At 34.8% G+C, this 26805-nt stretch carries 28 protein-coding genes and 1 pseudogene; 15 read left to right on the plus strand and 14 right to left on the minus strand.

The window, feature by feature from the left end:
- Positions 1-215, plus strand: a pseudogene (locus ACP3VS_RS21505) (transposase); the annotation flags it as partial.
- 203 nt (positions 216-418) lie between these two features.
- On the opposite strand, the gene rpsT reads toward ACP3VS_RS21505, so the two are convergent.
- Positions 419-667: a 30S ribosomal protein S20 gene (gene rpsT / locus ACP3VS_RS21510; protein ID WP_012295365.1), complete on the minus strand. Its 249-nt coding sequence runs from the start codon at positions 665-667 to the stop codon at positions 419-421.
- Positions 668-830: 163 nt separating this feature from the next.
- On the opposite strand from rpsT, the gene gpr reads away from it, so the two are divergent.
- From gpr to lepA, 4 genes are all read left to right on the plus strand, one after another.
- Complete coding sequence (gpr, locus tag ACP3VS_RS21515) at positions 831-1847, plus strand: GPR endopeptidase (RefSeq protein ID WP_012295364.1); 1017 nt, start codon at positions 831-833, stop codon at positions 1845-1847.
- A gap of 86 nt (positions 1848-1933) precedes the next feature.
- A complete protein-coding gene (gene spoIIP / locus ACP3VS_RS21520) occupies positions 1934-2776 on the plus strand; it encodes a stage II sporulation protein P (protein ID WP_012295363.1) in 843 nt (280 codons plus the stop codon).
- A 414-nt stretch (positions 2777-3190) separates the two neighbouring features.
- On the plus strand, positions 3191-5074 hold the full coding sequence (locus ACP3VS_RS21525) for an acyltransferase family protein (RefSeq protein WP_031419710.1): 1884 nt from the start codon (positions 3191-3193) through the stop codon (positions 5072-5074).
- A 258-nt stretch (positions 5075-5332) separates the two neighbouring features.
- Positions 5333-7159: a translation elongation factor 4 gene (gene lepA / locus ACP3VS_RS21530; protein ID WP_031419709.1), complete on the plus strand. Its 1827-nt coding sequence runs from the start codon at positions 5333-5335 to the stop codon at positions 7157-7159.
- A gap of 83 nt (positions 7160-7242) precedes the next feature.
- Here lepA and ACP3VS_RS21535 read toward each other — a convergent pair whose 3' ends face one another.
- Positions 7243-7395, minus strand: coding sequence for a tyrosine-type recombinase/integrase (locus ACP3VS_RS21535; protein ID WP_012295360.1), 153 nt, complete (start codon positions 7393-7395; stop codon positions 7243-7245).
- A 44-nt stretch (positions 7396-7439) separates the two neighbouring features.
- On the minus strand, positions 7440-7745 hold the full coding sequence (locus ACP3VS_RS21540) for a hypothetical protein (RefSeq protein ID WP_426389910.1): 306 nt from the start codon (positions 7743-7745) through the stop codon (positions 7440-7442).
- Between the two features lie 242 nt (positions 7746-7987).
- Here ACP3VS_RS21540 and ACP3VS_RS21545 point away from each other — a divergent pair, with 242 nt between their 5' ends.
- Entirely contained in the window at positions 7988-8263 is a 276-nt protein-coding gene (locus ACP3VS_RS21545) for a hypothetical protein (RefSeq protein ID WP_051800291.1), read from the plus strand.
- Between the two features lie 50 nt (positions 8264-8313).
- On the opposite strand, the gene ACP3VS_RS21550 is transcribed toward ACP3VS_RS21545, so the two are convergent.
- Positions 8314-8919, minus strand: a complete 606-nt coding sequence (locus ACP3VS_RS21550) for a hypothetical protein (protein ID WP_031416923.1) — start codon at positions 8917-8919, stop codon at positions 8314-8316.
- A 594-nt stretch (positions 8920-9513) separates the two neighbouring features.
- Here ACP3VS_RS21550 and ACP3VS_RS21555 point away from each other — a divergent pair.
- Positions 9514-10047, plus strand: coding sequence for a hypothetical protein (locus tag ACP3VS_RS21555; protein WP_031416922.1), 534 nt, complete (start codon positions 9514-9516; stop codon positions 10045-10047).
- A gap of 529 nt (positions 10048-10576) precedes the next feature.
- Here ACP3VS_RS21555 and ACP3VS_RS21560 read toward each other — a convergent pair.
- Positions 10577-11254, minus strand: coding sequence for a hypothetical protein (locus ACP3VS_RS21560; protein ID WP_197149905.1), 678 nt, complete (start codon positions 11252-11254; stop codon positions 10577-10579).
- A 45-nt stretch (positions 11255-11299) separates the two neighbouring features.
- On the minus strand, positions 11300-11464 hold the full coding sequence (locus tag ACP3VS_RS21565) for a hypothetical protein (RefSeq protein ID WP_012295353.1): 165 nt from the start codon (positions 11462-11464) through the stop codon (positions 11300-11302).
- Positions 11465-11566: 102 nt separating this feature from the next.
- Here ACP3VS_RS21565 and ACP3VS_RS21570 point away from each other — a divergent pair, with 102 nt between their 5' ends.
- On the plus strand, positions 11567-11749 hold the full coding sequence (locus ACP3VS_RS21570) for a helix-turn-helix domain-containing protein (protein WP_324611252.1): 183 nt from the start codon (positions 11567-11569) through the stop codon (positions 11747-11749).
- A gap of 270 nt (positions 11750-12019) precedes the next feature.
- On the plus strand, positions 12020-12331 hold the full coding sequence (locus ACP3VS_RS21575; protein WP_426389913.1) for a DUF2834 domain-containing protein: 312 nt from the start codon (positions 12020-12022) through the stop codon (positions 12329-12331).
- A gap of 430 nt (positions 12332-12761) precedes the next feature.
- On the opposite strand, the gene ACP3VS_RS21580 is transcribed toward ACP3VS_RS21575, so the two are convergent.
- Positions 12762-13091 carry a hypothetical protein gene (locus ACP3VS_RS21580; protein ID WP_031417072.1) on the minus strand — a complete coding sequence of 110 codons (330 nt, stop codon included), beginning with the start codon at positions 13089-13091 and terminating at the stop codon, positions 12762-12764.
- Between the two features lie 536 nt (positions 13092-13627).
- Here ACP3VS_RS21580 and ACP3VS_RS21585 point away from each other — a divergent pair.
- The gene (locus ACP3VS_RS21585; RefSeq protein ID WP_426389915.1) at positions 13628-14038 is read left to right on the plus strand and encodes a hypothetical protein; all 411 of its coding nucleotides are present in this window, start codon (positions 13628-13630) and stop codon (positions 14036-14038) included.
- Positions 14039-14828: 790 nt separating this feature from the next.
- On the opposite strand, the gene ACP3VS_RS21590 is transcribed toward ACP3VS_RS21585, so the two are convergent.
- Positions 14829-15866 (minus strand): Ig-like domain-containing protein, encoded by a 1038-nt coding sequence (locus ACP3VS_RS21590; RefSeq protein ID WP_197225076.1) that lies wholly within the window; start codon positions 15864-15866, stop codon positions 14829-14831.
- Positions 15867-16560: 694 nt separating this feature from the next.
- Here ACP3VS_RS21590 and ACP3VS_RS21595 point away from each other — a divergent pair.
- Complete coding sequence (locus ACP3VS_RS21595) at positions 16561-16749, plus strand: hypothetical protein (RefSeq protein WP_012295345.1); 189 nt, start codon at positions 16561-16563, stop codon at positions 16747-16749.
- Positions 16750-17184: 435 nt separating this feature from the next.
- On the opposite strand, the gene ACP3VS_RS21600 is transcribed toward ACP3VS_RS21595, so the two are convergent.
- The 4 genes from ACP3VS_RS21600 to ACP3VS_RS21615 form a co-directional block, all read right to left on the minus strand.
- Entirely contained in the window at positions 17185-17370 is a 186-nt protein-coding gene (locus ACP3VS_RS21600; protein ID WP_012295344.1) for a hypothetical protein, read from the minus strand.
- Between the two features lie 598 nt (positions 17371-17968).
- Positions 17969-18103, minus strand: coding sequence for a hypothetical protein (locus tag ACP3VS_RS21605; protein WP_255250367.1), 135 nt, complete (start codon positions 18101-18103; stop codon positions 17969-17971).
- A gap of 227 nt (positions 18104-18330) precedes the next feature.
- Positions 18331-18783, minus strand: a complete 453-nt coding sequence (locus tag ACP3VS_RS21610; protein ID WP_012295342.1) for a GNAT family N-acetyltransferase — start codon at positions 18781-18783, stop codon at positions 18331-18333.
- A gap of 3 nt (positions 18784-18786) precedes the next feature.
- Positions 18787-19341, minus strand: coding sequence for a GNAT family N-acetyltransferase (locus tag ACP3VS_RS21615; protein ID WP_426389919.1), 555 nt, complete (start codon positions 19339-19341; stop codon positions 18787-18789).
- Between the two features lie 220 nt (positions 19342-19561).
- Here ACP3VS_RS21615 and ACP3VS_RS21620 point away from each other — a divergent pair, with 220 nt between their 5' ends.
- The 4 genes from ACP3VS_RS21620 (at position 19562) to ACP3VS_RS21635 (ending at position 23336) form a co-directional block, all read left to right on the plus strand.
- A complete protein-coding gene (locus tag ACP3VS_RS21620) occupies positions 19562-20326 on the plus strand; it encodes an SMI1/KNR4 family protein (protein ID WP_012295340.1) in 765 nt (254 codons plus the stop codon).
- A 295-nt stretch (positions 20327-20621) separates the two neighbouring features.
- Entirely contained in the window at positions 20622-21305 is a 684-nt protein-coding gene (locus ACP3VS_RS21625; protein WP_289449602.1) for a VOC family protein, read from the plus strand.
- Between the two features lie 198 nt (positions 21306-21503).
- Complete coding sequence (locus ACP3VS_RS21630) at positions 21504-22493, plus strand: zinc-dependent alcohol dehydrogenase family protein (RefSeq protein ID WP_197149925.1); 990 nt, start codon at positions 21504-21506, stop codon at positions 22491-22493.
- A gap of 414 nt (positions 22494-22907) precedes the next feature.
- The gene (locus ACP3VS_RS21635; protein WP_031417061.1) at positions 22908-23336 is read left to right on the plus strand and encodes a GatB/YqeY domain-containing protein; all 429 of its coding nucleotides are present in this window, start codon (positions 22908-22910) and stop codon (positions 23334-23336) included.
- An 80-nt stretch (positions 23337-23416) separates the two neighbouring features.
- Here the strand turns inward: ACP3VS_RS21635 and ACP3VS_RS21640 are convergent, their stop codons facing one another.
- On the minus strand, positions 23417-25114 hold the full coding sequence (locus tag ACP3VS_RS21640; protein ID WP_012295336.1) for a methyl-accepting chemotaxis protein: 1698 nt from the start codon (positions 25112-25114) through the stop codon (positions 23417-23419).
- Entirely contained in the window at positions 25098-26741 is a 1644-nt protein-coding gene (locus ACP3VS_RS21645; protein ID WP_031417059.1) for a pyridoxal phosphate-dependent decarboxylase family protein, read from the minus strand. Before ACP3VS_RS21645 ends, ACP3VS_RS21640 begins: the two co-directional genes overlap by 17 nt.
- Positions 26742-26805: the final 64 nt, after the last annotated feature.

Below are 26805 nucleotides of genomic sequence, written 5' to 3' on the forward strand. Positions count from 1 at the left end.
AAATTGAAACGAATATGGCGTATCGTTGGTTTTTAGGATTTGGCTTCCATACAGAAGTCCCGCATTTCTCTACCTTCAGTAAAAATTATGTCCGTCGCTTTCAAGACACCGATATATTTGAGCAGATATTCTATCGTATTTTAAAAGAGATTATGCATCAAGGACTCCTCCATGCAGACCATTTATTTATCGATTCCACGCATGTTAAAACTAGCTACTTGGACATGGCAGACAGCTTAAGAGAGCATCTATGCTCGAAGAGGATGTTGGATACAGCAATGATATACCAAATAATGAATATGAAAGAGAAAGAAAAATGACAAAAGCCATCGAGAATGAACTTCTCGACAGCTTTTGTATTTCTATAAAAATTAAAAAGATCAGCTACTCTTAATAGAGCATCTGATCCTTTAAACAATTACGCTTTTTTAGCAAGGCGAGACTTTTTACGAGCCGCCGCGTTTTTGTGGATAAGTCCTTTTGAAGCTGCTTTATCTAAAGATTTGAAAGCTGCTTGTAAAAGTTCTTGTTTGTTTTCAGCATTTTCAGCAACAGCGTTTTCAGCTTTTTTCACTGTAGTACGCATAGCAGATTTCGCTTGAGAATTAGCAATGTTTGCTTTTTCGTTAACTTTTACGCGTTTAATCGCAGATTTAATGTTTGGCATATATTTCACCTCCTAAATTAGGTACGAGATGATATCTTCTCATTGATTTCTTGTGTTAATACAACAAAAATCATTTTAACAAACGCTAGGCTAAATTGCAATAGATAAATGCAAAGAATATTTACTTGACAGTTTGAACAAACTACTGCTTGAGGTGATTTGTATGCAAAATTTAAACTGGTATCGAACAGATTTAATCGATGAATCTGAAGAGGTAGTTGTCCATCAGACGAAAGAGCAAAAAGAAAAGCTTAAACAATCGAGTGGCGTTCAAATTGAAGATCGAACAGCCGGTCGCGTGAAAATTACGGATGTGCTAGTAGATAGAGAAGGTGAGAAACAAATTGGCAAAAAAGAAGGCCAATATATTACACTTTCTGTTCCGACACTGACATTAGAAGATCAGGACGGATTTGAACAGCTGGAGCAAGAATTGCTTGTGAATTTTAAAAAATTGCATGAATCGCTCTCCTGGCAAGAGAACGACAAAATTTTAATAATTGGGTTGGGCAATCGTACTATTACACCTGATGCGATTGGTCCGTATCTGATTGATCATTTGCATAGTTTAGATGTCATTGATGATAAGTTTGTTATGTATGCCCCAGGCGTTACTGGACAAACGGGCTATGAAACAGGAGAGTTTGTAGCTGCTATTGCAGAGCGACTCAAGCCAAAATTAGTCATTGTCGTGGATGCCCTTGCTACAAGAGCTAGTAATCGACTTTGTAAAACCATTCAATTAACGAATACAGGCATACATCCAGGGTCAGGTGTAGGGAATCAAAGGCAAGAAATTTCCTACGAAATGCTTGGTATCCCTGTAACAGCCATTGGTATACCGACAGTGGTAGATGCGCCTGTATTAATTGCTGATGCGGTAGAAGTCATGCTGCGATCAATAGCGGCTCGTGTAGCTGAACGTAGTAATCCTTCATCGAAGCTATCCTTATCCTCATGGCAGCCAAATATAGACAAGGAGCTTGACATGTCCTTAGTTGAACCAATTTTCGGTGAATGGGCGACATGGACAAGAGAAGAGCGTCAACAATTGTTTGAAGAAACCTTTGCAGCCTCACATAGACAATTGATGGTAACGCCTAAAGAAGCGGACTACTGGATAGATCGCTACGCCAATTTAGTTGCTTCAATGCTGATGAACTGGGCAAGCGATTTATAAAAAATAAGCTTGCTATATGCATAAATAGAGAAAAATTTTTACGTTCTAAATGACACCCCCCCTCCATACGATATGGGGAGGAGGGTGTGACTTTGCTAAAAAAACTACAATGGTCATTTGGTATATTATTGTTTTTTTTCGTATTACCTGTCATTGCTGGGCAACTTCCGTTCAACAAGCAAGCATCGACTCCGATTAAACAACCTGAAGATAAACAAGTCGTGTTTGCCGCTACTAATTTAGAAGAACAGAATGTACTTGAACAAACGAAAGAGCCCGAACCAGATTTAGATCCGTTTAAGGTGTTAGTATTATTTACGCATACCCATGAAGCATATGAACCGATGGTGAAAGCTGTGAGTGGTAAGGTAGCGACTTCTCATGAAACGGTTAACATTATGAGTTTGAAGGATAAGATTGTGAATCATTTTAATGTAAATGGTTTAAAGACTGATGTTCTTGATGTAGATACGATGAAGGAATTACAAGCACAGGGAAAGGGCTATCATCAATCCTATGATGTAATAAGACCTTTTCTTAGTAAACATTTAGAAACCAATAATTATGATTTAATACTAGATTTACATCGTGATTCCTTAAAACATGATCTTACAACGATCTCATATAATGGGGAAAACTATGCGAAAATTGCTATCGTTGTTGGGGCAGAGCATCCTAATTATCGCTGGAACACAGCCTATGCAGAAAGTTTATCATCGACATTGAATGCCATCGTTCCGAAAATATCAAAAGGTGTTATTTCCAAAAGTGGAGATGGTGTCGATGGAAGATATAATCAAGATTTAGCAAAGCAAATGATGATTATTGAAATCGGTGGGATTGGCAATACAGAAGATGAGGTAAATAGAACGATTGCGGTAATCGGGAAAGCCATATCAAAGGCATTTGTTAATGATTCAAAAAAATAAACATATTATTCAAAAAGTGAGTCTCATATTGGCTCACTTTTTGATATTCTCTAATAATAAAAATTTCCAGAAAAAAATCTAATTATTGGGCTTTCCATTGCTCCATTCTTGCCTTATAATTTTCAAGTTGGCTCACGATTTTATAATGGATGAAGGCATATGGTAACAGGGTAAAATAGCTTTTGTAGTATCTTCCATTTATGGTAATGCCTTTTTGAAAATACATATGTAGAGAATGAATTTTATAAGAGACTAGAAAAGTAATGACACTCCCTATTTCTCTAAAACTTTTATCGTTTCTCAAACGTCAAACATATAAGTGAACAAACTAATCATTTGAGAGGGGATGGTTTTCAATCAAGGTTTCTTATTACTTGACAATAGGTTTTATAGATTATTGAAGGAAGGAATAGTATGTCAGGCAAGTCATTAAATCATCGTTACATTCCTGGACTAGACGGGATTCGAGCATTAGCCGTATTAGCAGTTATTGCTTATCATTTTAACTTCAGTTGGGCTAGAGGTGGCTTTTTAGGAGTTGATATCTTTTTTGTACTATCAGGCTATTTAATCACCTCTACCATTTTACCTTTAAAGGGCAACCAATTAACAGTCAGTCTAAAGAAATTTTGGATTGGACGATTTAGACGGTTACTACCGGCTGCCTACGTTATGATTATTACATCATTTGTTTGGGCAATGCTCTTTCATAAAGAGCTCCTTCATACATTACGTGGAGATGCGCTGTCTTCTATTTTCTATTCAAGTAATTGGTGGTTCATCTTTCATAAACTCTCTTATTTTGATAGTTTCGGTTCTCCATCACCCATAAAAAATTTATGGTCATTAGCCATTGAAGAACAATTCTATGTGATTTGGCCATTGCTTTTAATGATAGGGCTGTATGTTGTAAAAAAGCAAAGTAAATTAGCAAAGGTTGTTTTTATTGGGGCAATTTGCTCGGCCTTATTAATGGCGATACTTTACCAGCCAGGTGCCGATCCAAGTCGGGTTTACTATGGAACGGACACGCGCTGTTTTGAATTATTAATTGGCTGCTGGTTAGCGCTTGTTTGGCCAATGAAAAGACTATCATCACAAAAATTATCAACAAGCCATATGAACAAATTAAATGCTATTAGCTTTATTACGTTTACTATTTTTCTTGTCTGCATTATGTATGTGGATGAATTTCAAACATTCCTTTATAGAGGCGGAATGTTCCTGTTTTGCTTGAATGCAGCCGTATTAATTGCTTGTATTTGTCATCCCGTTAGTATCTTAGGAAGAATACTTGCGTGGAAACCTCTATGTTGGATTGGCTCACGATCCTACGGAATTTATCTTTGGCATTACCCAGTCATGGTATTAGGCACACCTATACATGAGATTGGAAACCCCTCCTATTGGCGAATAGTGCTTCAGATAATACTGATTGTGATAATTGCAGAATGTTCCTATCGCTTCATTGAGATGCCAATCCGAAAAGATGGGTTCTGGGCATATTATCGGAACTATTTCGTATTCAATAAAAAGAAATGGGAAAGCCTCACATTTTTAAGAAAAGTATCTACTGTCATCGTTCCACTTTTCCTTCTTGTATTTTTCACAGGGATTACAGGGGTCGTGGGAGAAGGCCAGCAAACTTCTAAGGATTCATATCCAACTGCCGTTAAAATTAATGGTGATGAACCTACTGCTAATCAAATAAAGCAACCAGACAAGACGACTGACAATCCTTCGCCTAGTAAGGAAGAAGTAGTTGAAGTGCCAAATATAGAAACACCAAAGCCAGAAGAAAACGAAACAAATGCTGTGCCCGAGAAAGATGATACTTATCAAAACATACTAGCAATTGGTGATTCCGTTATGATCGATATAGCAACGAGCTTACATAAGGTTTTTCCAAATATCACAATTGATGGAAAGATAGGTCGTCAAGTTTCACAAGCTGTTAAACTAGCACCAAATTATGCGAGTTTTAACCAAACTAATAATGCGATAATTATCCAATTGGGGACAAATGGCTATTTTACCAATGACCAAATAGATACACTTCTCGCTGCATTTGCCAATGCTGATATTTATTTAGTGAATACACGTGTGCCTCGTCCATGGGAAGGGAAAGTGAATGCAGCTTTACTTGAAAAGGCAGAGGAACATGAAAATATTACACTAATTGACTGGCATGCGGAAGCGCTTAATCATCCAGAATACTTCGCTCCAGACGGTGTTCATTTAGAGAAAAAAGGTGTAGAAGTTTTAACAAATCTTATTCAGCAATCTATCAACAATTAAACTAATGAAAAAAGTCGGGACATACAGCTTCGGTCTGTGTAACTGACTTTTTTTATTTTGTAGAATAAAATAAATTTTTTCATCCATACTTTATGAGGCGTCCAATCCTACTGTATTTATATACTTAAAACTATGAAATTTAATAACAGGCGTAAACATTGAAAGTATTGATATTATAGGCTTTCTAGTCTAGTTGCTGTTGTACTTTGCATAGCGTTCATAGTATAATTCATTATAGTTTAATTAGGAGTGGAAAAGATGAACCGAGAAGCACGTTTAAAACGACAAGAGAATATACGAAATTTCTCTATTATTGCACATATTGACCACGGGAAATCAACGCTTGCTGACCGTATTTTAGAGCAAACAAAATCATTAACATCCCGTGAAATGAAAGCACAGCTCCTCGACTCAATGGATTTAGAGCGTGAGCGAGGCATTACGATTAAATTAAATGCAGTTCAATTAAAGTACGAAGCGAAAAACGGTGAAGTATATACATTTCATTTAATCGACACACCAGGACATGTCGATTTCACATATGAGGTTTCCCGTAGTTTAGCTGCTTGTGAGGGCGCCATTTTAGTTGTGGATGCTGCACAAGGTATTGAAGCGCAAACACTTGCAAATGTTTATTTAGCTCTTGATAATGATCTAGAAATTTTACCCGTTATTAATAAAATTGATTTACCAGCAGCAGATCCTGAACGCGTACGTCAAGAGGTTGAGGATGTAATCGGGTTAGATGCATCTGAAGCAGTATTAGCTTCTGCTAAAGCAGGAATTGGGATTGAGGATATTTTAGAGCAAATCGTTGAAAAGGTACCAGCACCAACTGGTGATCCAGATGCACCTCTACAAGCCTTAATCTTTGACTCAATTTATGATGCCTATAAAGGCGTTATCATCTCCATTCGTGTTATCAACGGGACTGTAAAGCCTGGAGATAAAATTCGCATGATGGCAACAGGAGCGGAATTCGAAGTGATAGAAGTTGGGGTACATACACCAAAAGTTGTGCCACAAACTGAATTAACAGTTGGGGATGTAGGCTATTTAACAGCATCTATTAAAAATGTAGGGGACACACGCGTAGGGGATACAGTAACCTTTGCAAATCGTCCTGCTACTGAGCCGCTAGCAGGTTACCGCCGCTTAAACCCAATGGTTTACTGTGGTTTATATCCAATTGATACAGCCAAATACAATGATTTACGTGAGGCTTTAGAAAAATTAGAGTTAAATGACTCGGCTCTCCAGTATGAGCCTGAGACATCTCAAGCACTTGGTTTTGGTTTCCGTTGTGGATTCTTAGGATTACTACATATGGAGATTATACAGGAGCGAATTGAGCGTGAATTCAATATTGACCTAATTACAACAGCGCCTTCGGTAATTTACGAAGTTCATATGACAGATGGTTCTTCCATCAAAGTAGATAATCCTTCCTTTATGCCAGATCCACAAAAAATTGATCGAGTAGAGGAGCCATATGTAAAAGCTACAATTATGGTACCAAATGATTATGTAGGAGCGGTCATGGAGCTTTGTCAAATGAAGCGTGGTAATTTCATGACAATGGATTATATTGATACTACTCGTGTAAGTATTATTTATGAAATGCCTTTATCCGAAATCGTATATGATTTCTTTGATTATTTGAAATCAAATACAAAAGGCTATGCATCATTTGACTATGAATTAATCGGTTATCAGCAATCAAAATTAGTGAAAATGGATATTTTACTAAATGGTGAGCAAGTCGATGCACTAAGCTTTATCGTACACCGTGACTTTGCCTATGATCGTGGTAAAATTATCGTTGAAAAATTAAAAGAATTAATCCCACGTCAACAATTTGAAGTTCCAATTCAAGCAGCAGTTGGACAAAAAATTGTGGCACGTTCAACTATTAAAGCTATCCGTAAAAACGTGTTAGCAAAATGTTACGGTGGGGATATCTCACGTAAACGAAAGCTTCTTGATAAACAAAAAGAAGGTAAAAAACGTATGAAACAAGTAGGTTCAGTCGAGGTCCCTCAAGAGGCATTCATGGCTGTACTGAAGATGGATGATACGAAGTAAGGTTGATGTAACAGTGTTTATAGGGGTTTAATTAAATAGTTTTGTATCAGTTGGGTGGAGATTGCCACCGAATTGCCAGTAATTTATAAATCCTCAGCGATGGAATCAAATATATCGGCAGCATCTCTTGCCATCTTCTGTGTTAAATGGACATAGCAGACCTCAGTAATTGCTGATCTGCTGTGTCCTAATCTTTTTTGAACAGTTTTTATTGGTTGTCCACTTTCAATTAACATCGTTGCATGGGTATGTCGTAAAGAATGATCATTGAAATCGATACCTAACTTTTTCTGATTAAAGCTCTTGTTTGATACTTTATAACAGCAGGGGTGTAATGTTCTCCGTTTTCTTTTTTACAAACAAAATCATGATCAGGGTCTTGAAGATAAAATTCTCCATACTTTAATCGATTTTCAATTTGTTTCTTTTTGGCTTTCTTAAATATCTCCATTAAAATTCTGCCAACTGGAATAGTACGATATCCAGTTTTAGATTTTGGAGTAGCAACAACCCATTTAAAGTATTCAATTCCATTTCCATCTGTAATCTTTTTATTAATGAATTGCTGTTCAATTGCTACTGTCATTTCATTGAAGTTTATATACTTCCATTCAAGTCCACATATTTCCCCGACTCGAACTCCACAATGAAATCCTATATGAAATTATAAATATAGAAATCAACTGGAAATTACGCCTTCAACATAAGCAATTTTGGATGTCATAAATCTCATTACTACTAGTGCTCGCTAATCAAACAGCGGGCATTTTTAATTATTAGAGTCTTAGCAATGAATTAGCTTTGCAAGCTGAAAAGAAAAAAGAGTACATGAATGAGTATCAGAGAACGCTATTTGATTTCCTGAACTCACTACCATTAGCAGATAATTTAATAGATGAATTGCACAAGGTTGTATTAGGTACTCATGTTCAAAGTGCAAAGGAATTTGTAAAAGCTAAAAACGTGCTATTTAAAATTGCTATGGATATTAAAGAGGGTACTTTAACAGTAGCAAGTACATTAAGAGCGGAATTTGTGCGAGCTTATAGTAGGGCTGTAGAGCGATTAAGTAAAATCGTTATCTATAGAAGAAACTCCATCTAAAGAACGTCCTGTACCTTTCTGTTATTGGTTAGAGGAAAGGGGATTTGTGATTAAACAATATTAATTGCTGCACTTGCTTTGCCAAGAATATCAGCAATTCCAAAAGTATCTGTTGCCGACGAAATATAAAATACCATTAATAAACGGTCATCTACAGTTACTGGTACCGGTGGGATATTAGCTGAAGCAAAAGCTATTTGTCCAAATGGAAAAGGATCTGTTATAGGTGGAGCTAAATCAACGCTAGCACTTGTGCCAGTAAAAATATTACTACCTTTAGGTGCAAGGAAAATTTGCGCTCGAATCGTAATAGAGCCTTCAAAAATAAACTCATCAAATGGAAAAAATGACGCTGAAATCGCTGTGATTTTACCATCACATGGAACTGGGAAGGCTTCATTGAAAAGGTTAGTTAAATCAATTGTATTATTTTTCATCAACATTAAGAGAGTTGCGGTCCCGAACCCTAACAAGCTTACCTCTCTATTCCCAAATTTATCGGTAATTCTAGATAGTGAGATTCCAGAGGAAAAAGGAATTATTGAGCTATCAGCAGGAATGGGAGGGTTTATACAGTTTACATCATTAGCTGTAAATGTTCCGAGCCTATTGCATTTAAATGTCGATGATTCATTATTACATCCACAGTTATTCATAGGATTATCTCCTTTTTGTCTTTATCCTATGTAGTAAATGGAAGGGGAACAAAGGCTAAACCACATTTACTGATATTAAACCTAAACATGGTAATCGAAATAATAACGGCTAATGAGCGTGATAGCCTCCCACAATCAATAGTGCAAGGTGAACCATCGTTAGAGAACTGGCTTGAATGGTAATTTATTCAGTACCCACGGAAAAGGGGGTACCTGAACACAATATGTAGGTACTTGTAAATTGCAGGTACCGTCATATTGACGGCATCTATATAACTAAGTCATCGTATTCCAACTATGGACAGATTGTCAGTGGTTGAAATTTAACTGACCTGAATTTTCAAGAACAAAAAGGAGATTGACTCATTTTGAATACATGGAGCGGCAGGAATAATTAACCATTTTAGAGTTTCTGAACAATACCTAACGTATATTTTAAGTGTTTCATTTGTAGGACTTTATTTGTAGTTAGGTTATTTTAATTAGGTAATTTTAGGTTAAAATGTAAATAATTATCCATATTCTGATTTAGTATGTTATGATAATAATTGGGAAATACAATTTCTAATATTTACAATAATAAGGAGCGATTTTATGAGTAAAATTTTCACTAAATTATCTTCACTAGCTTTAGCTACGGCTGTTGTAGGTAGCGGATTTAGCGTTAATGCAAGCGCTGCTGAATTAGAATCGCAGGCACTAGATTCTAATGAATTTAAGAATGAAGTAGTCTATGAAACACAAGAAAATGTAGGTGTAAATGATATAGGACCAGGCGTAGGTGAACCAAATCAAATTGTACCTTATGGTACTTCAAAGCCAACTTCTACTTGGAATCTTTCTAAAAAGGGTAGATACTCTTTTAACGGAAGCTCTAACAGTTCTACTTTATACACAGATTATTTATTAACTGGGAAAAGTTCAGTTAAAATTTATGTAAGAAATAATGATCATCAATATTCATTGAAATTTAAAGTAAAACGTAAGGACCTTGTTTTCGATAACACGGTAGAATCATACGAACTAGCATTAGGTAAAGATACTACTATTAATTTGACATTGGATAAGTCTTCTAACTATTACATTGAATTTACTGGACCAAATACGTTTTCTGGATATATTGAATAATTTCACCGATATGGTTGCAACTTCGTTGAAAGTGAATACAAATAATTTCTATGTTGATTGCTATTGAGCAATTTATAAAAAGCATTCTTGATAAGAAAAGGGGAAATCGATTGTATTCGATTTCTCTTTTTTTAGGAAAAATAGCTAATAATCGTTACCTCCTTATATACTTGATTGTTACTAGCAAGGTTAAAGGCGTAATTTATATTAATAAAAGACCACTCCGTGATGGGTGGTCTTGATGTTTTTTGCCACCTCCATGCCACCGTGTTCAGAGAGTAAACGTGACACATTAGGAGATAAAGAAAAATATAATATGGTATAAAGAAACCGACAAACCCTTGAAAAATAAAGGTTTGTCGGATATAAAAAAACCTAAAGGCAATTTTATCATTTACAATATATTCTGTTACTTTTTATAAGGAGATATAGCTTCTTTAAAATCTGTGTTTTCTATTATAGCTGTAATAATCGCTTGCCCTTCAAACAATTTTCATTGACTAAACCTTTTGTCCTAGCCTCCTATATATTACTCTTGAATAGTAGTTAAAATTCCATCTTCAAAATACAAATATTTATAATCATAATAAATCCATTGCTCACTTACACCATATGTAGTAGTTGTTTTGTTAATATCTATTGGTCTGCCCCATCCTTCTGCCAAAACTTCTTCTTTTGTCATTCCAATATAAACTGCTTTAGGATACATAGTTCTCTCATTAATTTTAGATTTAAGATTAGACTCAGCTACACTTTTTTCATATTCTGCTTTGCGTATTGCTTTATTTTCTTCTATTTTCTCACTCCACTCTTCCTCTTTATCCTTTGCTACAATTTTTAATTCATTAACTTTTTCTTTAATCTCATCTGGTATATATTTTATCTCCTCAAGTCTCTCAACTACGTAAACGTATTTTAGTTGAGTCGCTGTTGTGAATACACTCGGTAGGTCCTCATCTATACCATTGAATTTTTCATATGCTAATGCAAGATTGTTATAGTCTTGTTGTACTTCGTTTGCTTTTTCTTCTGTTTTAGTAATTAAAGTATCGAAATCGTCATTCATTACTAATTGAATATATTCTTTTTCTTCTGATGTAATTTCACGACTATAGGCTCCTACTATTTCACTATCTTGTTTTTCTTCACCACATGCAGCTAAACCTAAACTTAAAACTAACACTGTACTAAATACTAGTTGTTTCATTAGTAAATAACCCCTCTCTATATTTCCATTTTAGGAAATTATGTACTAAAAGTACATACAAAAAAACAGACAACCTTTTTTAGTTATCTGTCCTGTAATCAGAGTTGGTTTGTTTGCCTGTTCAATGAGTTCCTCAAAAGCTGTTTTAATTTCTTCTATCGAATAACCGGCTCCTAACAAATCCTTGGTTGTTTGCTCTAATTTATTCATTTAGATTTCCTCTTTTTCGTCATCCATAATCTTAAATAATTCGTACATATCATTAATGTTGAAAACATTTACTAGTTGATCAATAAGAGTGTCGAAGACCACATGGCTAGTCACTATTACAACTTAACAGAATCAGAACGAGCTATCGTATTTAAACTTGCATCACACAGCTTAGAACACACTGGTGTATGCCACTTGAAAGCGAGTACTATAGCTACCTCATTGGAAATCAGCACAAAAGCTGTTTATCGAGGCGTTCTGACAGTTACTAGTACAGTACATTAAAAGCCGTATTTGTAGGGGCGTATAGAATGGATGTAGAGCTTTCTAATAGAAAGTTAAATAAATCGTCTTATATAGAAGAAACCCCATATAAAGAACGTCCAGTACCTTTCTATACTGGTTAAAGGAACGTGATAGCCTCCCATAATCGATAAGCAGTAGACCAAGTAATTTAGGGAAATGGCTTGAAGGATAAATGGAAATATTTGTTCAAAATAATTTTTTATGAGGTATAATATTTGTAAAAATCATAGAGAGGAGAGTTTATTTTAAATGAGAAAAGTGTACCTGTTATTTGCGATTATTGGCACAGTATTTCCGTATTATTTTTTAGTGAAATTTTTGAACGAAAACGGATTTGATTTAGGGTTATTAATAGATTTATTATTTATAAACTCAATATCGACCTTCTTCGCTGTTGACTATTTTATTTCATGCTTTGTTTTTATAATCTTTATGTTCAATGAGTCAAGAAAGTATAACATTAAAGAAAAGTGGATATGTCTATTAACTTTGTTTACAGTTGGTTTATCATTGGCATTACCGTTATTTTTGTTTTTCAGACATCCATACATAAAGAAATAAGTGTTGTTAAACTTCAATGAAAGAACGTAAAAATCTTACATATTATGTGGTGTAGTGTTGATTTTGCGTTACATGGATGGCAAACGAAGGCTTTAGTTGAATAAACCATAAAAGACCACTCCGTGATGGGTGGTCTTGATGTTTTTTGCCACCTCCATGCCACCGTGTAGAGGTATTCATGGCTGTACTGAAGATGGATGATACGAAGTAATATTGGTATGACAGCCTTTATAGGGGTTTTAAACAATTGATTTTATATCAAATTGGTGGGGTTTCCCACCAAAGAGAGGGCGTTCTAACCATAGTGAACATGTAAAATTTGTGGTAAGTGCAATAGTGGCATTAGTGGATTGGAAATTTAATTTAAGATGATAATGCGAAAAGTTTCTCAGTTAAAAACACTAGGGGATTAGGATTTTATTAAGCTAAATTATTTAGCGTAAATATAACCTTTGTATACAGCATAATAGACATTAAATTCGCCCTCTTTAGCATAATTAAATAAACTTAAGTCTCCTCCATATAGGAAACTACCTCTCATCTCACTATGATAAATAGTTCCTGGCGGAAATGAACTAAACGTTTTATTAACTGTGACATAATAAGAACTTGGGTTAGAAGCAAATTGATCTATAGTTGGAATAGGGTTGTGAATTGTAAGTTCTGCAGCCGAAGCGTTACCTGATGGATAGATGAATAAAGCAAGAAGTAAAGCTGTTAGTAAACTAATACCAATATTACTTTTAATCTTTTTTAACATTATTTTTTCCTCCATTCTAGTAATATCCCCTAGTAGTTTTAGTTTTAACATAATTGTCATTTAATTTCAATAAATAGAAAATATTTCTATGTAAATTATTGGGTTGTTAATGGTGGTAAATTCATATCTGCCATGTAAATAAGAGAAATAAATAAAATTTCAGTAAAAAAGGTAGGTGCTGACTATGCATTACGAGTGGTTAGTAAACTATCAAAAATTAGAGGATGAAATTGCAGACATCGAATTTAATTTAGAACGTTGTAAAAAAATTGAAACGTTTGGTGGAGGGCGATTTAACAAAAGTAAAATTAACTTCAGAAAGCCATGGAGCTCAATTAGAAGAAATTATTGAGGCTGCTGAACGTGAGTGAGCACATAAAATAAATGACTTAAAATCTAATTAATACACGTTTGCTAGTACGTGTATGTCGGAAACAAGCAATTGAGACTACTAAATTGATAGTCTTTTTTTATGACAATCTATCCCTTTTAAACTATAATACAGGATATAATATTCGGAAATGAGGTATTGGATTATGAGCTTTGAAGAATTCAAATCAACAATAGTAAACTCTAGACCGCAGAATTGGCTCTATGATGATGAGTTCGGTAAATATATTTACTTAAATGACCTCAGTATTTCCATTACAGCAGATAGACGTGAGGAAAGCTTTAACGAAGAGTTTTACGAATCGTGGGTGACTAATTACTCTGATAAAAAAGCAACAAAACAAATTTTCTTCTTAAACTACAATGGAGACATGATTGAACCATTCTTCACAGCTTCTGTAGATGGAGGGAGAAGCTACATTCCGTTTCCGGATAGAAAAGATATGACGATTACTAGTGAACAGTATTCCATTGGGAAAATCGTGAATATACTTTTAAATGAAATAGGCTTTAATTTTGATAGTTACCTATCTGAAGCTGGAATTACAGTTAAATAAAACTATATGTCACATCTAACATGGTGTGGCTTTTTAATATTGGCTGTTTTCGAAAAGATGGTTGCTATGCAACTAATGGGGTAGTTTAGTTGAACAACGATATGGGTTTTTTAAATAATAGAAGATAAGTATATCTTCATCTTTCCGGGAAAGTAGAATGGGTTTAGTTAGGAGGTAGAGGTTTTGGCTGTTTATGGTGTTTTGATTTTGGTAGTTGCAATATTTTTATTTTGGTCGGCTGGATTACCTAATATTAAAAGTAAAAAATTAACATTTGTTATGATTTGGGATTGAATGTAATCGCAACCCCATTGGCTTTCTTTATAGGTGGAATGGCAACAGCTTCACCGACCAGTACTATGAATGATTTTTGGACAGGATTTCTTATCGTCCAGGGAATGCCACTTTTAATACTAATAATTGTAATCTTAAAATGGATTATCATTGATAGAAGAAAAAATAAATAAGCATATAAGTAGTAATAATTAATTAGGTTTTAAAAAGACAAGTTTGTGAAGAAACCTCAAATGATTCTAAGTCACGCTTACAATGAATTCTAGAAATGGCAGTTCAATCATTGCGACGTAATTTCTCAGTAATTGAAAATTTGAAAATAAGTAAAGTTTATTTACCAATCCTTGATAAGTTATTAAATGCCATCAGGCAAGATTATTACAATTCAAAAATGCTTTTGGCAAAAGATCATATAGCTAGGTAGAAAAATTATTAATCAGTTACCAAAATAAACACCAGGCGCTCAATTGATAGTGAGTACCTGGTCATTTTTTGTTTAATATTCTCTTATTTCAAATGAAGCAATTTTATCATGTACAATATATTCTGTTACTTTTTTATAAGGAGATATTGTTTTAGAAAATTTAAATGTTGAAGTTCCTTTTGCACTATCAAACCAATTTAAGTAGTTGTTTAAAACGGTATTTGTAACATCATATTCTTTTGTTATACCGTTTACTAATGTAATGCTTAAAATAGCATTTGAAAATTCATTGTTTGGTTTTTTAACAATCACTGTACTTGTGGCTGCAATATCAGTACCTTCAATTTTGGCAGTAATTATTGCTTGACCTTCGTGAAGTGCTGTGACATTACCATCCTGATCTACTGTAGCAATTGATTCATCACTTGATGACCAGATTACTTTTGCAGTATCAGATGTAGTTGTTGCTATTAGCTTATCTTGGCTACCTTCAAGTAATTCTAGATTATTTTTGTCTAAAGCTATGGAATCAATATTCGGAACATCATTTTCTGATATTAAAAATCCATCCACATCAATAGCATCTAGAGCAAAAGTATCGTTGTTTACATTATTTGTTATGTTTATCTCTACTTTGTGTTTACCATAAGGTAAATCTACTTTTTTATAGTATATAGACTGACTTTTTATACCATAACCTTTTGCCGAAGCTGCTTCAGAAACACCGTCAATAGTCACTGTGAAATCCGCCCTATTATAAGCAATGTAATCTAATAACATAAATTTAGTTCCCACAAAATAGAAGGTTAAACTCATATCTTTATCATAACCTTGTACTCGACTTTTTTTGTACAAATCATCGTGCGCAAATCGATACATGTTTGTATAATTTATTAATGGGTTTGAATCATCATATCGCTTCCATCCTTTTTCAGGTTTAAGTAACTGATCTCCGATTACCGCACTATTTTCAGGTGTATTATTTAAATTAGTTACCCCTTCTTCATAATCTACAACTTCTGCTGCATATGCATTCTCAATACTTATACTAACCAGTGCTACTAACATAAATGCTAGATAAATAAAACCTTTTTTCAATAACTTACTCACTTATGTATCCTCCTTTATAATTATATATAGGATTTTCTAAAAAAAACCTACGAAAACAACTTTAAACAATAAAAGACTTATTTACCATAATAAAAATCGTTTATTTTTGATAATAAAAAAGCCATTTGTTTGAGTGACTAATTTTTGAATTTTAAACTTCCCAAATTCGGCTCTTTCATATCGCCATTCATTTGTATTAAAAATAGCCCCTTTGCATGTGTGTGAACACGCGATTTTAGATGAAATCAATAATGGGATTAATAGATTTGCATTTAAAATTAAGAGGTGAATTTGAAGGTGCATATAGTCTAGTAATAAAGCTTTCTGTTGAATATTCATCCTACGATCTGTATTTTGCATTAATTTCTTATGCTGCCTCATTCCTTGCTTTCACATCTTTTTTGACATGGAGGATACAATCTATGAGTAGTTCACCAAGAAATTTAGAATATTGATGGGAATGCTAAATAGTCAATAATATCCATATGAATGTAAAAAGAGGTATAATAAAACTAAACAAAACAGATTAGAAGAAGAATGACTTGATAGGGGGAGTAGGAAACGTTTATTAATAGGTATAGCAGTAATTTGGTTGATTTTATGAGCTATGTGGTTTTTACTTTCAGGGTAACCAAGGTAGAGTGTTATCAGGTTATTAAACTAACAGAGCAGGATTTGTAAGGGGAGATTTGAAATGGCTGATTTATTTTTCTATTATTATTTTTTACCGTTGTTATTTTCTTTACTATGGTTTATCAATTTAGTTCAGTTAATGGAAAAACTAAAAAAAGATAGAGATATTAAAAATCAAAAAATACTAGGTTCGTTATGGAGTATCGGCTTTACATTTTCAGTTCTTTTATCGATATCTCTATTATTTTAGAGGATACATAAGAAAGGCCGCTCCGATATGGGGGGTCTTTCTGTTTATATATTCCCACCATTTAATAAATAAAAATATCAATAAAAATATCCATGAATAAATTAAAAGCACTCATATTAATTAAGTGCTTTTATATCTGTTAGGAACGTATATCACTAAAAAATTTTAGCCATTCTTTTATATCATATGGGAATATGTCAAAGGTATTTGTAACATTTTTAAGCATTTTATCAGTAAAATGGGCATAGCGATTCTGTTGCGGCAGCTTGCTATGCCTTATTCTTTGTTTTCAAAAGTGTATCAGTTGTTGGCTTCATTAATCTTTAGCATTAATGAATAGGTTCCTTTATCTGATTAGTAAAGCTCTATACGAATGTGAAAAAAGACCACTTTGAATGAGCGGTCTAAATAGGTAAAACGTTAAATAGTCTTAGATTATAATGAAGTGGACTTTCCTTTTTTCTCATTAATAATAAGGTCTTCTTTATCCGGGTGAGGGGGCTCAGTATATCCTTTACCCCTAGTAGATTCTTTCATGTTGCCTGGTTCTGCACCAGTAGAAAATGTTTGTTTTGTTGGCTCATCTGTTGCGAATTCTGTATCTTTTTTATCTCTTTTCATTTTGTCACCTCCTCCAAATATTATTTAACGTATTCCAATTAAATATCCCTCGTTTATTTCAAATTTTTTCAACAAGCTTTTTAAAACATATTTAGCAATTATTTGTTACACACTTAAAAACTTACTTCGACATAGTGAGTTTCATTAAAGGCTGTATCTTGATAGGCATTTTGTCGTGAAGGATAAATACTTTTTGTTATAAAAATAGAAATTATTTGTAAATAAAATATGATGGAGGCAGTTAGCATGGCCTAACTGTATGAGGAATATACTAGCTTTAATGAAAAGTAGAACAAAGGGGATGGGGAATATTGGATTATTAAATATTATCATGAGCGCTTTTGGGATTACTATGATTACTTTATTTATTTTTCTTTGGTCTCTTGATGAAGGGAAATGGAGTTTAATAGGTATTTCCTCTTACGCAATTCCTGTAGTTTTAGTTTATTTTATTGTTTTTGTGTATGTGTAGAAGTTTAATAATTCTAGTAATATGAACTTCATATAGATCTGGTGGATGGCTTGCTCTATAACAAAACAAAAAAGGAATCACCATACAATGGGTGATTCCTTTTAGCATTTTTTTCGCGTGAAATATTTATTGAAACAATAGGAAAAATTTAGCCAATAAAAAGATAGGGACCCCTACAATTATTACGCCTGCCAAGAAATAACAAAATAGCATAAATACATCGAAAATCGCACCGGCTAAATCATCAATGAATTTTAACATTTCATTTCCCTCCAAACATAATAAGTATAGGCACTTACAAATTGCGAAAGAGAAAAGCCTCAACGTTACTGTTGAAGCTATTAAAATCTTACATATTTTTAACTATCTCACTATTTAAAACTAAATCTGTATAAACAATACTAACATTCATCTAGATGTATAACAAATATTTAGGACTGCTCACATAGATGGAAGGCAATGATTTAGAGCTACCCATCATCAAAGATTTAATCACGGCTTGCATCATCCATATCATATTGTAAAGTCTTTTTTAAATAATAATGCTTAAAGTCTCTTCCTACTTGATCGAGGGTCCCAAAAATTTCATAATCATGATTTTCATAAAATGTTAATGCTTGAAAGCTTAAGGTGTCAACCTTAATGAAATCGCATTTATTCTCTAATGCAATTTGCTCAATGGCTGCTAACAGTTTAGAACCATATCCTTGACCACGAAATTTTTCATCGACCATTAACGTGTGTATTTCTAACCAGTTCCAGCAAACTTCCCCTAATATACCACCAAAAATTTGATTGTCTTGGTCTGTTAGGAATAAATTAATTTCCTTATAGCGCCCTTGTAGGTCTTTTGGAAAGTGTTCTACATTATATTCATAAAGCATGTGATTAACATAAGATTTATTTTTTGCATCTAATTGTTGTGTAATTTGTAAGGACATCTTTTACTCCTTTAGTTGAAATGGTAAATTGCGTTTCCAAATCATATGGTGATTATTTGTTCCCCAAAAATGTTCAAGAACATAGTTTGGCTGTCCAAATTTTTTCTGCCAAACCAGTTGTGCTTGTTTATAGCCACTGTCTAAACAAAAGCTAGGGACGTTTTTCATTTCTAACGTTGTTAGCATTTTGTTTACTAGCATCGTTCCAATCCCACGACCTTGGTAGCTTGGATGAACATAAACAGTCCCAATTTCGGGACAATTCGACAGGTCTTCCTTTATCATTTTTTGAATGAATTCATTGGACTCCCCATACTCGATGGTGCCCACAATTTCTTTTGTATCTGCATCCTCAGCCAGCCAGAAAAACCTTTTTTGACCCTGACTGCCAAAGTCAGCAGCTAAGTATTGTTTTTTCGTCGCCCATTCATGTTGTTGATCGTCCACCAGCTCTGCAAGTCCTTCTTTAGCAAAAGTATCCTGAATAACATATAAAAAGAATTGGTGTAACGCAGGAGTATCTGTTTGCTCAGGGCGTCTGATGAATATTTTTCTCAAAAAAGAATTCCCCTTTTTATGTTTTAATCAAAATCTAGTCTTATCAATCAGTGGCAAGTTATAGCCACTAAATGTAGTTACGGCTTGGATAAAAGTTTTAAGATTACAGACGAATTTATGAAATAATTATGGCTGTGCACTTTAAAATTATAACATGTTCTCCTGCATTGGGTAATGATAGGGTATGATAAAATGCAAAGCAGTAAGGAGGGAACTACAAATGAAAGAAGTACTTAGGGACATAGATGAAGTAATAGAGAACATGCGTAGTTTTATTGCAGAGATTCAAAAACAAGATCCTTCATTTTACGCTGTATACCCAATGGTTTTTCACGATCCAATAGAAGATGAGAGTAGTCGATTGTTGGAGAGCCATTGGCAATTACCTGAAGAATATATTTACTTTTTGAAACATTATGTGGTGGAAGGAATTACGTGGAATACAGGTGACTATTTAAACCTACAAATTTTTGGGGCTACGGATTTAGTGCGAGGACAGGATGGGTACAATTATAATCCTGTCACAGAAGAAGTCATTTCAGATTGGCCCCAACATTATTTAGTCATTGCTACGGATGAGGGAGATCCATATTGTATAGATTTATCGAGAGGAGATACGGCTATTTTTACCGCCTATCATGGTGCAGGAAGGTGGGATTTTGAAATGGCCTATGATCATCTCGTAGCGTTTCTTCAGAGTGTTCTAGTACCATCGCATTTAGAGGAGGAGCAGCTGGAGGAGCATTCTTACAATTACTATGAAGTGTATATTACCGGCAATGGGAAGGATAAGCTTAAAACTTTATTACTACTTAAAAAAATAATGTCCTGTGATTATTCAATAGCCAGAAAGTCTTTAGAACAGACGCCGATATTAATTTATAGGGGTGTGGAAGCGGGGGTGCTTCAATTAGAAAAAGAACTACAAGCGATTAGCGCAGATTATCAAAAAAAGAAAATAAGCTTAGCAGAATTTTTAACATGAGAAATTCAGCAAATTCATTAAATTTCTTATGATATACCTGAAAGGATGAGTAACGATGAAAGTAAATAAAGCAATAGCTGAATTAATCGAAACAGGAAGGGATTGAAATTCCAGCGAATCAGCCACACCAGATACGAAATGATTCGCAGGAGAATGTAGAGTTTTTGTTTTTTTCTCAGCCTACTGGCAGAAGTGGTTTGTAAGTTATCTAGATAAAACTTCATTCTTTTGTACGAAGTAAACGCCTTGTCTGACTAGTATAGTAGGGTTAACTAAAACGCAAGGGGTGGATTTTATGAAAATTTCGAGGGTTAAACTAGTTGTTCATGATGTACAAAAAATGCAGCAATTTTATTGTGAGCAAATGGGATTTGCATTGGTCAAAGGTACAGAGGATTATTTTACAATAGCTGTTGGGGAGAGTGAGATGACTTTCGAGAAGGTCTCTTCTCAAATACAAAAACAATATCATTTTGCTTTAAACATTCCAAGTAATTTATTTCAACAAGCAAAGGATTGGGCGAATGAACGAGTCGGCCTACTTTTTTCGGAAGGTCAGGATGAAGTTTATTTTCAATTTTTAAAAGCCTATTCATGTTATTTTTATGATCCTGAGGGCAATATAGTGGAGTTTATTTCTAGACAGGAAGTGAATCCAAAGCTCAATACAACGACTTTTTCAATCGATCAAGTGTTACATATTGGTGAAATTAATTTAACAACAGATGATATTTTAGCAGTAGCAGGAGAGTTAAATGAATATGGTATAAAGTCTATTAATAACAAAAATATTCAACAAGATTCCCTGAATTTTCTAGGCAACTATGAAGATGGAGCCAATATTTTAGTAGGACCTAGTGCTCGTCTGTGGTATTTTTCAGATAAGATTGCGCAGGTCAGCCCCATATGTATAGAAATAAATGACACTCTCCAATTAATAATGGATGAAATAGGTCATCTAACTGTCGTCAAATTATAGTACCTTGAATTTTGATTAAATATGTATAAATTGTATGTTCATTCTGATAGCTAGGGCGGGTTATTATTTGTATGTGATCAGTGATGTGATGGTGCACTCGGATTTTCAGTTAAATCATTGTCAGCAGGAAAAGAATGTGACGAACGAGCCACTGGAATGACGCTGTTTAATAGATAATCCATAAAGGAGCTAGTAATAGTGAAAGTAAAATCTCTTAAAATATATGAATATGGAAATCCTAAAGAGGTAATACGAGTTGAAAATAAAACCATTACACTTCCTACTCAACAGGAAATTCTTGTGCGTATGCTAGCAAGGCCGATCAATCCTTCTGATCTAATACCAATATGGGGAAAATATGCTCATCGAATCACTTTACCAACTGTTCCTGGCTATGAGGGCGTTGGAATTGTAGAGGCTGTCGGACCGCTTGTTACACCCAAGCTTCTTGGTCAGCGAGTGCTGCCTTTACGTGGAGAGGGAACTTGGCAAGAAATGGTGAAAACACAAGCTGCGTTTGCTGTAGCTATTCCTACTGAGATGGATAATTTTACTGCGGCACAAATGTATATTAATCCCCTTACAGCACTTGTAACTTGTACAGAGGTTTTAAAATTACGATCAAGTGATGTTTTATTAGTGAACGCTTGTGGCTCTGCTATTGGACATCTTTATGCGCAATTCGCGAAAGTATTAGGTTTCCAATTAATTGCGGTTACAAGAAATGGTCTGCATACAAATGCCTTACAGCAACTTGGCGCCAACTATGTCATTGATACGTCTCATATGCCACTTTATGAGACCGTGATGGCATTAACGAATGGAAAAGGTGCGGATGCTGCCATCGATTCCATAGGAGGAGACGCTGGCAATCAACTTGCATTTTGTGTGAAACCTGGTGGGAATTTTTTAGCCATTGGTCTTTTATCAGGAGTACAGGTAAATTGGGCAACCATTGTGAATGAAGCAAAGGTTCAGGCTAGGATGTTTCATTTACGCCACTGGCAACATCAGTCGACCCCAGAGAAATGGCAACAATTCATGCAACGGCTGATAAACCTCGTACATAATGGGGTATTAGCAATGATGAGCGTAAATACCTGCTTTCCATTATTGGACATTCACAAGGCCATAGATGCTGTTGAATCTGCCCATATTAATAAAGGAAAGGTTTTTTTAACAACTTAATAAAAGAAGAACACATTAACAAACAGCAGCATGTTAAGCTAATTTTGTTAGTGTGTTTTTTATTGGTGAGGATTTATTATGCAAGGAAATGGCTCGATACAAAAATATCCTATTTAAAAATGAATGAATCAAGAATTGTTTTTTGAAGAAACACTTTTTGTTCCGTCATATAAAGTTAATAACCAGAAGTGCTGTATTTAGAAAAGGGGAACAAACTGAAAGAGGTTATAAATCGGTTGAGTGAAGCAGATGCAAAGTCCATGCTCTTTTTGTCTTTATTGTACGAATCTGCAAATCTTATTAGGGAAATTAAAAGGAATGCTCCATTAGTAAGTAAAGTTATTTGATTAAAGTGTTCAGGCTGGTTTTATGGTATAATTTTGTGGACTATAAAGGCTTAAAGGAGTGAGAACATTGTTAAAAACTGAGGTATTTGAACAATTAAAAACGGCAATGAAAGAAAAAGATATTTTAGCAAAGGGTGTATTATCTCTATTAAAATCAGCTTTAGATTTGGCTGAAAAAGAAAAAGGAGAGCCTTTAACTGCAGATGAAGAAATGGCCATTGTAAATCGAGAGGTCAAACAAACAAATCAGGCTTTAGAGGGTGCTCAAAAAGCTGAGCGAGCAGATTTAATCGAGAAAGAGGAAGCTAAATTAGTACTTTTGAAATCTTTCTTACCAAAGCAACTATCGGAAGAAGAGATTGCTGAAAAATTAGTAGCCGCTGGTGTTGAAAAAGGAATGAATATGGGAGAAGCTATGAAAATTGCTAAACCATTACTTTCTGGTCAAGCTGAGGGTGCAGTGATTTCAAAAGTTGTAAAAAGTATTATTGCTTAATCTTCTACCATCTTGGTAGGAGATTTTTTTGTCCTCTAACAAAACCGCTATGCCTTTTTGAGCACAGCGGTTTTGTTTATTTATAATTTAAATTTCTGGATGATATGACGAAGTTCTTGTGCCATTTCAGCTAGGTTATTTGAGGATGCAGTAATTTCTTCAATACTTGCAGATTGCTCCTCGGAAGCAGCTGCCACGTTTTGAATATTGCCTGATGATTGGACAGCTACGACTCCCACTTGTTCAACAGAAACAGCAATACTGCTAACTCCTTCGTTGATATTGGACATAATATTATTCACATGATCCATTTCTTTCGTCAGGTCTGTGATGTGGGCGTAAATATCAGCAAATGCTTCGCCTGAGGCATTGAAGGTTGTGGAGCTTTCCGCGAGATTGCTACTGCTAATCGCCATTGATTTCACGGCTTGCGCAGATTCCTCTTTAATCGTTTCAATGCGTGTACGAATACTATTTGTTGCATCTAATGATTGATCTGCTAGTTTACGTACTTCCTCTGCAACAACTGCAAAGCCCTTCCCATGTTCGCCTGCACGAGCTGCCTCAATCGAAGCATTTAAAGCAAGTAAATTGGTTTGATCCGTAATCTGTGTAATTAATGTTACAATATCTCCAATCTCATTTGTGTATGTGCTTAAGCGCTCCACAACTGTTGCGGATTCTTGAATAGCTTGAGAGGTAACGGCCATTTTTTCAGTGGCATCTTTAATGGTCGTATTGCCTTTTTCTGAAATCGCTGACGCATCAAAGGCCTTTTCCGTCACATCCGTAACGCTTGTCACAACTTCAGACATTTTGCCCGAGATAGATGTAATATGACTCTCGACTTCCTCAATTGAATGGGTTTGTTTTTCTGAACCGGCTGCAACTTCTTGCATAGAAGAAGTAATTTGCTGTATGGATGCACTTGTTTGTTCAGAGCTTGCCGTTAATTCCTCAGACATGGCTGCCACTTGCTCAGCATTTTGAGCAATTTGCTGAATCAAAATGCGTAAATCCTCTGTCATATTTTCAATGCCTGATGAAAGTTGAGCAATTTCATTGGAACCCTTTATTTTAAGAGGTTCAACCGCTAATTCTCCCTGTGCAACTTGTCCTACATATTGCGTCATTTTTTTGATTGGCTTCGTAATGCCTACGCTAATAAAGTAAGCAACAATGATACCTAAAATCACAAAAATAACCGTCATAATAATACAAATCCAAAGTGTTTCTGCTTGAAGTTTAGAAATGAAGGATGCGTCCATATCTAAACCAAAAATAATATCTGTATCTTTAAATGGAATAAATATGGATTTATGGATACCATACTCATCTTTATAAATATCACTAGTTTGGATCGTTCCTGTGTTTATAGCTTCACGCATTTCTTCACTAAATTCATAATCTTGTTGATGATTGTCAGTATCACTTAAAGCGACGATATGCTCTTTACCATTTGCATTAGAAAGCACATAGGCATTTTCAATATCGTATTTTTTAACTGTTGCGTTCAATTGATCTAATAATTTTTTATATTTATCAGGACTACCATTATCCGCAGCCTTTACATCATTTTTCTCGATATCTTCAAATATAGTGCTCGATGTTATTTCTAATGTCGATTCAAATTGTTTAATAACAAAATTGTCGATAATACGATACGAAACAGCAAACAATACAATACTAAATATTAATGAAATAATTGCTATCGGAATAGTAAAGCTAGCAATATATTTATAGAGTAAAGAACTCTTAAATTTATTGACGATACGCAATTTGAGACGCCTCCAATACTTGAAGCTTTTTCTGTAAGAACTGAATCATATTAGGGATATGCTCAATTTCTGTATAGGGTGAAATGGAGAAGAACTTTGCCGCAGCCACTGGGACATGTTGTGTTGTATCATTTGTACGTACTGTGCAAACTCGAGTTGTATCACCAAAAAATACTTCGTCTCGACCTTCTCCGATAATCTCAAATAAAGAAGCATTGATAGCATTAATACGTTCAATTTGATCTTGTGAATAGTGACCAGCTTGTTCTGCTTGCCAGCTCAAACCATCTGGGTATAAACGGAAGGCAGTGACTGGCCCAATATTCATTTCATTGACAACCTGTAGGCTTGGTATTTTTGCAGCTAACTGTGAACGGAATGCTAAATTCACGCGTACATAATTGGCTAGTATTTGTTGATAGCCTTCCTTCCCAAATGCCTGCAAAGCAGCCAAAATGGCAATAGAGCTACCCATGCGAGAACATTCTAACGTGTAACCTGTATGATAGGAGCCGTAGCCACGATTACCAACATATGGTGTATCAAAGTCCTCTATATCTAATAGCTGTAAGCTTTTACCGTCTTTAATTAAGAATAAGCTTGTTAAATAAGGTGTTTGTCCAAGCTTTTGGAAATCAAAGCATAGGCTATCGGCAATTGCTAGATGCTGCATACGTTCATGGATCTGTGACAGACCTTGTAAAACATCCTCTTCAAATTGTAGTGGGTTTTTCTTGAAATCATAATCATTGAAGAATGCATAAAAACCACCTAAAGCTGAGTCCGCGTGAATATGTACTGGTTGTAGATTGTACTTTTGCTCAAGGCTAGTTGTGACTTCTTTTACCGCCTTTACATCATCAATGCCAAATTGATCTGTTGCACCTGTTGTTGCTACGACATAGACAGGAATACCGCCTTTTTCAATGACCTCAGTCATACGTGCGCGTAAGTCTTCCACATCCATTGCGTGATCTTTGCCTGCTTTTACGCGTACTAAATGTTTACTACCAATACCTACTGCTTCAATAGATTTCAAAAGACTATAATGTGCGTTTTCTGAAGCAAAGCAATATAAATTATTAGGAATACCATCTTCTTTAGCGTGTGGGAATTGCTTTGCAATAGCTAGACGTAATCCGCTGAAAACAGCCCCTTGACCGCCCCATGTAGTATAGCCAAAGCTTTTCGTGTAATCATAGCCTACTAATTTAGACATCATGGCCACTACTTTTACTTCGCATTCAGCGGCAGCCGGTCCATAAACGTCCCATAAGTTATTGCCATTCAGAAGGGCATTTGTAAACTGGCCTAATACGCCAGGAATGCTGGCCATAGGTAAAACATTAGTGACAAAGTTACGCGTATGATAAGGATGCCCTTGCATTAATTGTGTTAATTCTTCTACCACTTGATCGAGCCCAACACCAGTAGTTGGCACTTGATGATCCTGCATCAGCTCTTGATAAAAATTAGCAGAGCGGTCTTTCATTGGACCTAGTGTAGTTTTATTTGGATCCTTTAACTTATCTAATGAAGAAACAATTTTCTCTAATAAGGATAAAAAATTCTCTCTTTGTTGAACATTTCCATCTTCGCTCTGGAATAATTGTTGGATATTTTGCATCATCATCATCCTTCGTAGTTCATATTTCCTCTATTTTCAATTAAATGAAAATAGGTCCTTATAC

The sequence above is a fragment of the Lysinibacillus sp. VIII_CA genome (assembly GCF_049943995.1).
In the GTDB taxonomy this organism is placed as follows: Bacteria; Bacillota; Bacilli; order Bacillales_A; family Planococcaceae; genus Lysinibacillus; species Lysinibacillus pinottii.

What these genes read in the sequence shown, in the direction of transcription:
- ACP3VS_RS21540 (WP_426389910.1), bottom strand. Translation starts at nt 7,745, where the DNA reads ATGACAGTAGCAATTGAACAGCAATTCATTAATAAAAAGATTACAGAT.
- lepA (WP_031419709.1), top strand. Translation starts at nt 5,333, where the DNA reads ATGAACCGAGAAGCACGTTTAAAACGACAAGAGAATATACGAAATTTC.
- ACP3VS_RS21605 (WP_255250367.1), bottom strand. Translation starts at nt 18,103, where the DNA reads ATGTTAAAATTCATTGATGATTTAGCCGGTGCGATTTTCGATGTATTT.
- ACP3VS_RS21570 (WP_324611252.1), top strand. Translation starts at nt 11,567, where the DNA reads ATGGCTAGTCACTATTACAACTTAACAGAATCAGAACGAGCTATCGTA.
- ACP3VS_RS21550 (WP_031416923.1), bottom strand. Translation starts at nt 8,919, where the DNA reads ATGAATAACTGTGGATGTAATAATGAATCATCGACATTTAAATGCAAT.
- ACP3VS_RS21535 (WP_012295360.1), bottom strand. Translation starts at nt 7,395, where the DNA reads ATGTTAATTGAAAGTGGACAACCAATAAAAACTGTTCAAAAAAGATTA.
- ACP3VS_RS21560 (WP_197149905.1), bottom strand. Translation starts at nt 11,254, where the DNA reads ATGAAACAACTAGTATTTAGTACAGTGTTAGTTTTAAGTTTAGGTTTA.
- gpr (WP_012295364.1), top strand. Translation starts at nt 831, where the DNA reads ATGCAAAATTTAAACTGGTATCGAACAGATTTAATCGATGAATCTGAA.
- ACP3VS_RS21545 (WP_051800291.1), top strand. Translation starts at nt 7,988, where the DNA reads ATGAATGAGTATCAGAGAACGCTATTTGATTTCCTGAACTCACTACCA.
- ACP3VS_RS21625 (WP_289449602.1), top strand. Translation starts at nt 20,622, where the DNA reads ATGAAAATTTCGAGGGTTAAACTAGTTGTTCATGATGTACAAAAAATG.
- ACP3VS_RS21580 (WP_031417072.1), bottom strand. Translation starts at nt 13,091, where the DNA reads ATGTTAAAAAAGATTAAAAGTAATATTGGTATTAGTTTACTAACAGCT.
- ACP3VS_RS21645 (WP_031417059.1), bottom strand. Translation starts at nt 26,741, where the DNA reads ATGCAAAATATCCAACAATTATTCCAGAGCGAAGATGGAAATGTTCAA.
- ACP3VS_RS21610 (WP_012295342.1), bottom strand. Translation starts at nt 18,783, where the DNA reads ATGTCCTTACAAATTACACAACAATTAGATGCAAAAAATAAATCTTAT.
- ACP3VS_RS21585 (WP_426389915.1), top strand. Translation starts at nt 13,628, where the DNA reads ATGAGCTTTGAAGAATTCAAATCAACAATAGTAAACTCTAGACCGCAG.
- ACP3VS_RS21525 (WP_031419710.1), top strand. Translation starts at nt 3,191, where the DNA reads ATGTCAGGCAAGTCATTAAATCATCGTTACATTCCTGGACTAGACGGG.
- rpsT (WP_012295365.1), bottom strand. Translation starts at nt 667, where the DNA reads ATGCCAAACATTAAATCTGCGATTAAACGCGTAAAAGTTAACGAAAAA.
- ACP3VS_RS21600 (WP_012295344.1), bottom strand. Translation starts at nt 17,370, where the DNA reads ATGAAAAGAGATAAAAAAGATACAGAATTCGCAACAGATGAGCCAACA.
- ACP3VS_RS21620 (WP_012295340.1), top strand. Translation starts at nt 19,562, where the DNA reads ATGAAAGAAGTACTTAGGGACATAGATGAAGTAATAGAGAACATGCGT.
- ACP3VS_RS21575 (WP_426389913.1), top strand. Translation starts at nt 12,020, where the DNA reads ATGAGAAAAGTGTACCTGTTATTTGCGATTATTGGCACAGTATTTCCG.
- ACP3VS_RS21565 (WP_012295353.1), bottom strand. Translation starts at nt 11,464, where the DNA reads ATGAATAAATTAGAGCAAACAACCAAGGATTTGTTAGGAGCCGGTTAT.
- ACP3VS_RS21595 (WP_012295345.1), top strand. Translation starts at nt 16,561, where the DNA reads ATGGCTGATTTATTTTTCTATTATTATTTTTTACCGTTGTTATTTTCT.
- ACP3VS_RS21555 (WP_031416922.1), top strand. Translation starts at nt 9,514, where the DNA reads ATGAGTAAAATTTTCACTAAATTATCTTCACTAGCTTTAGCTACGGCT.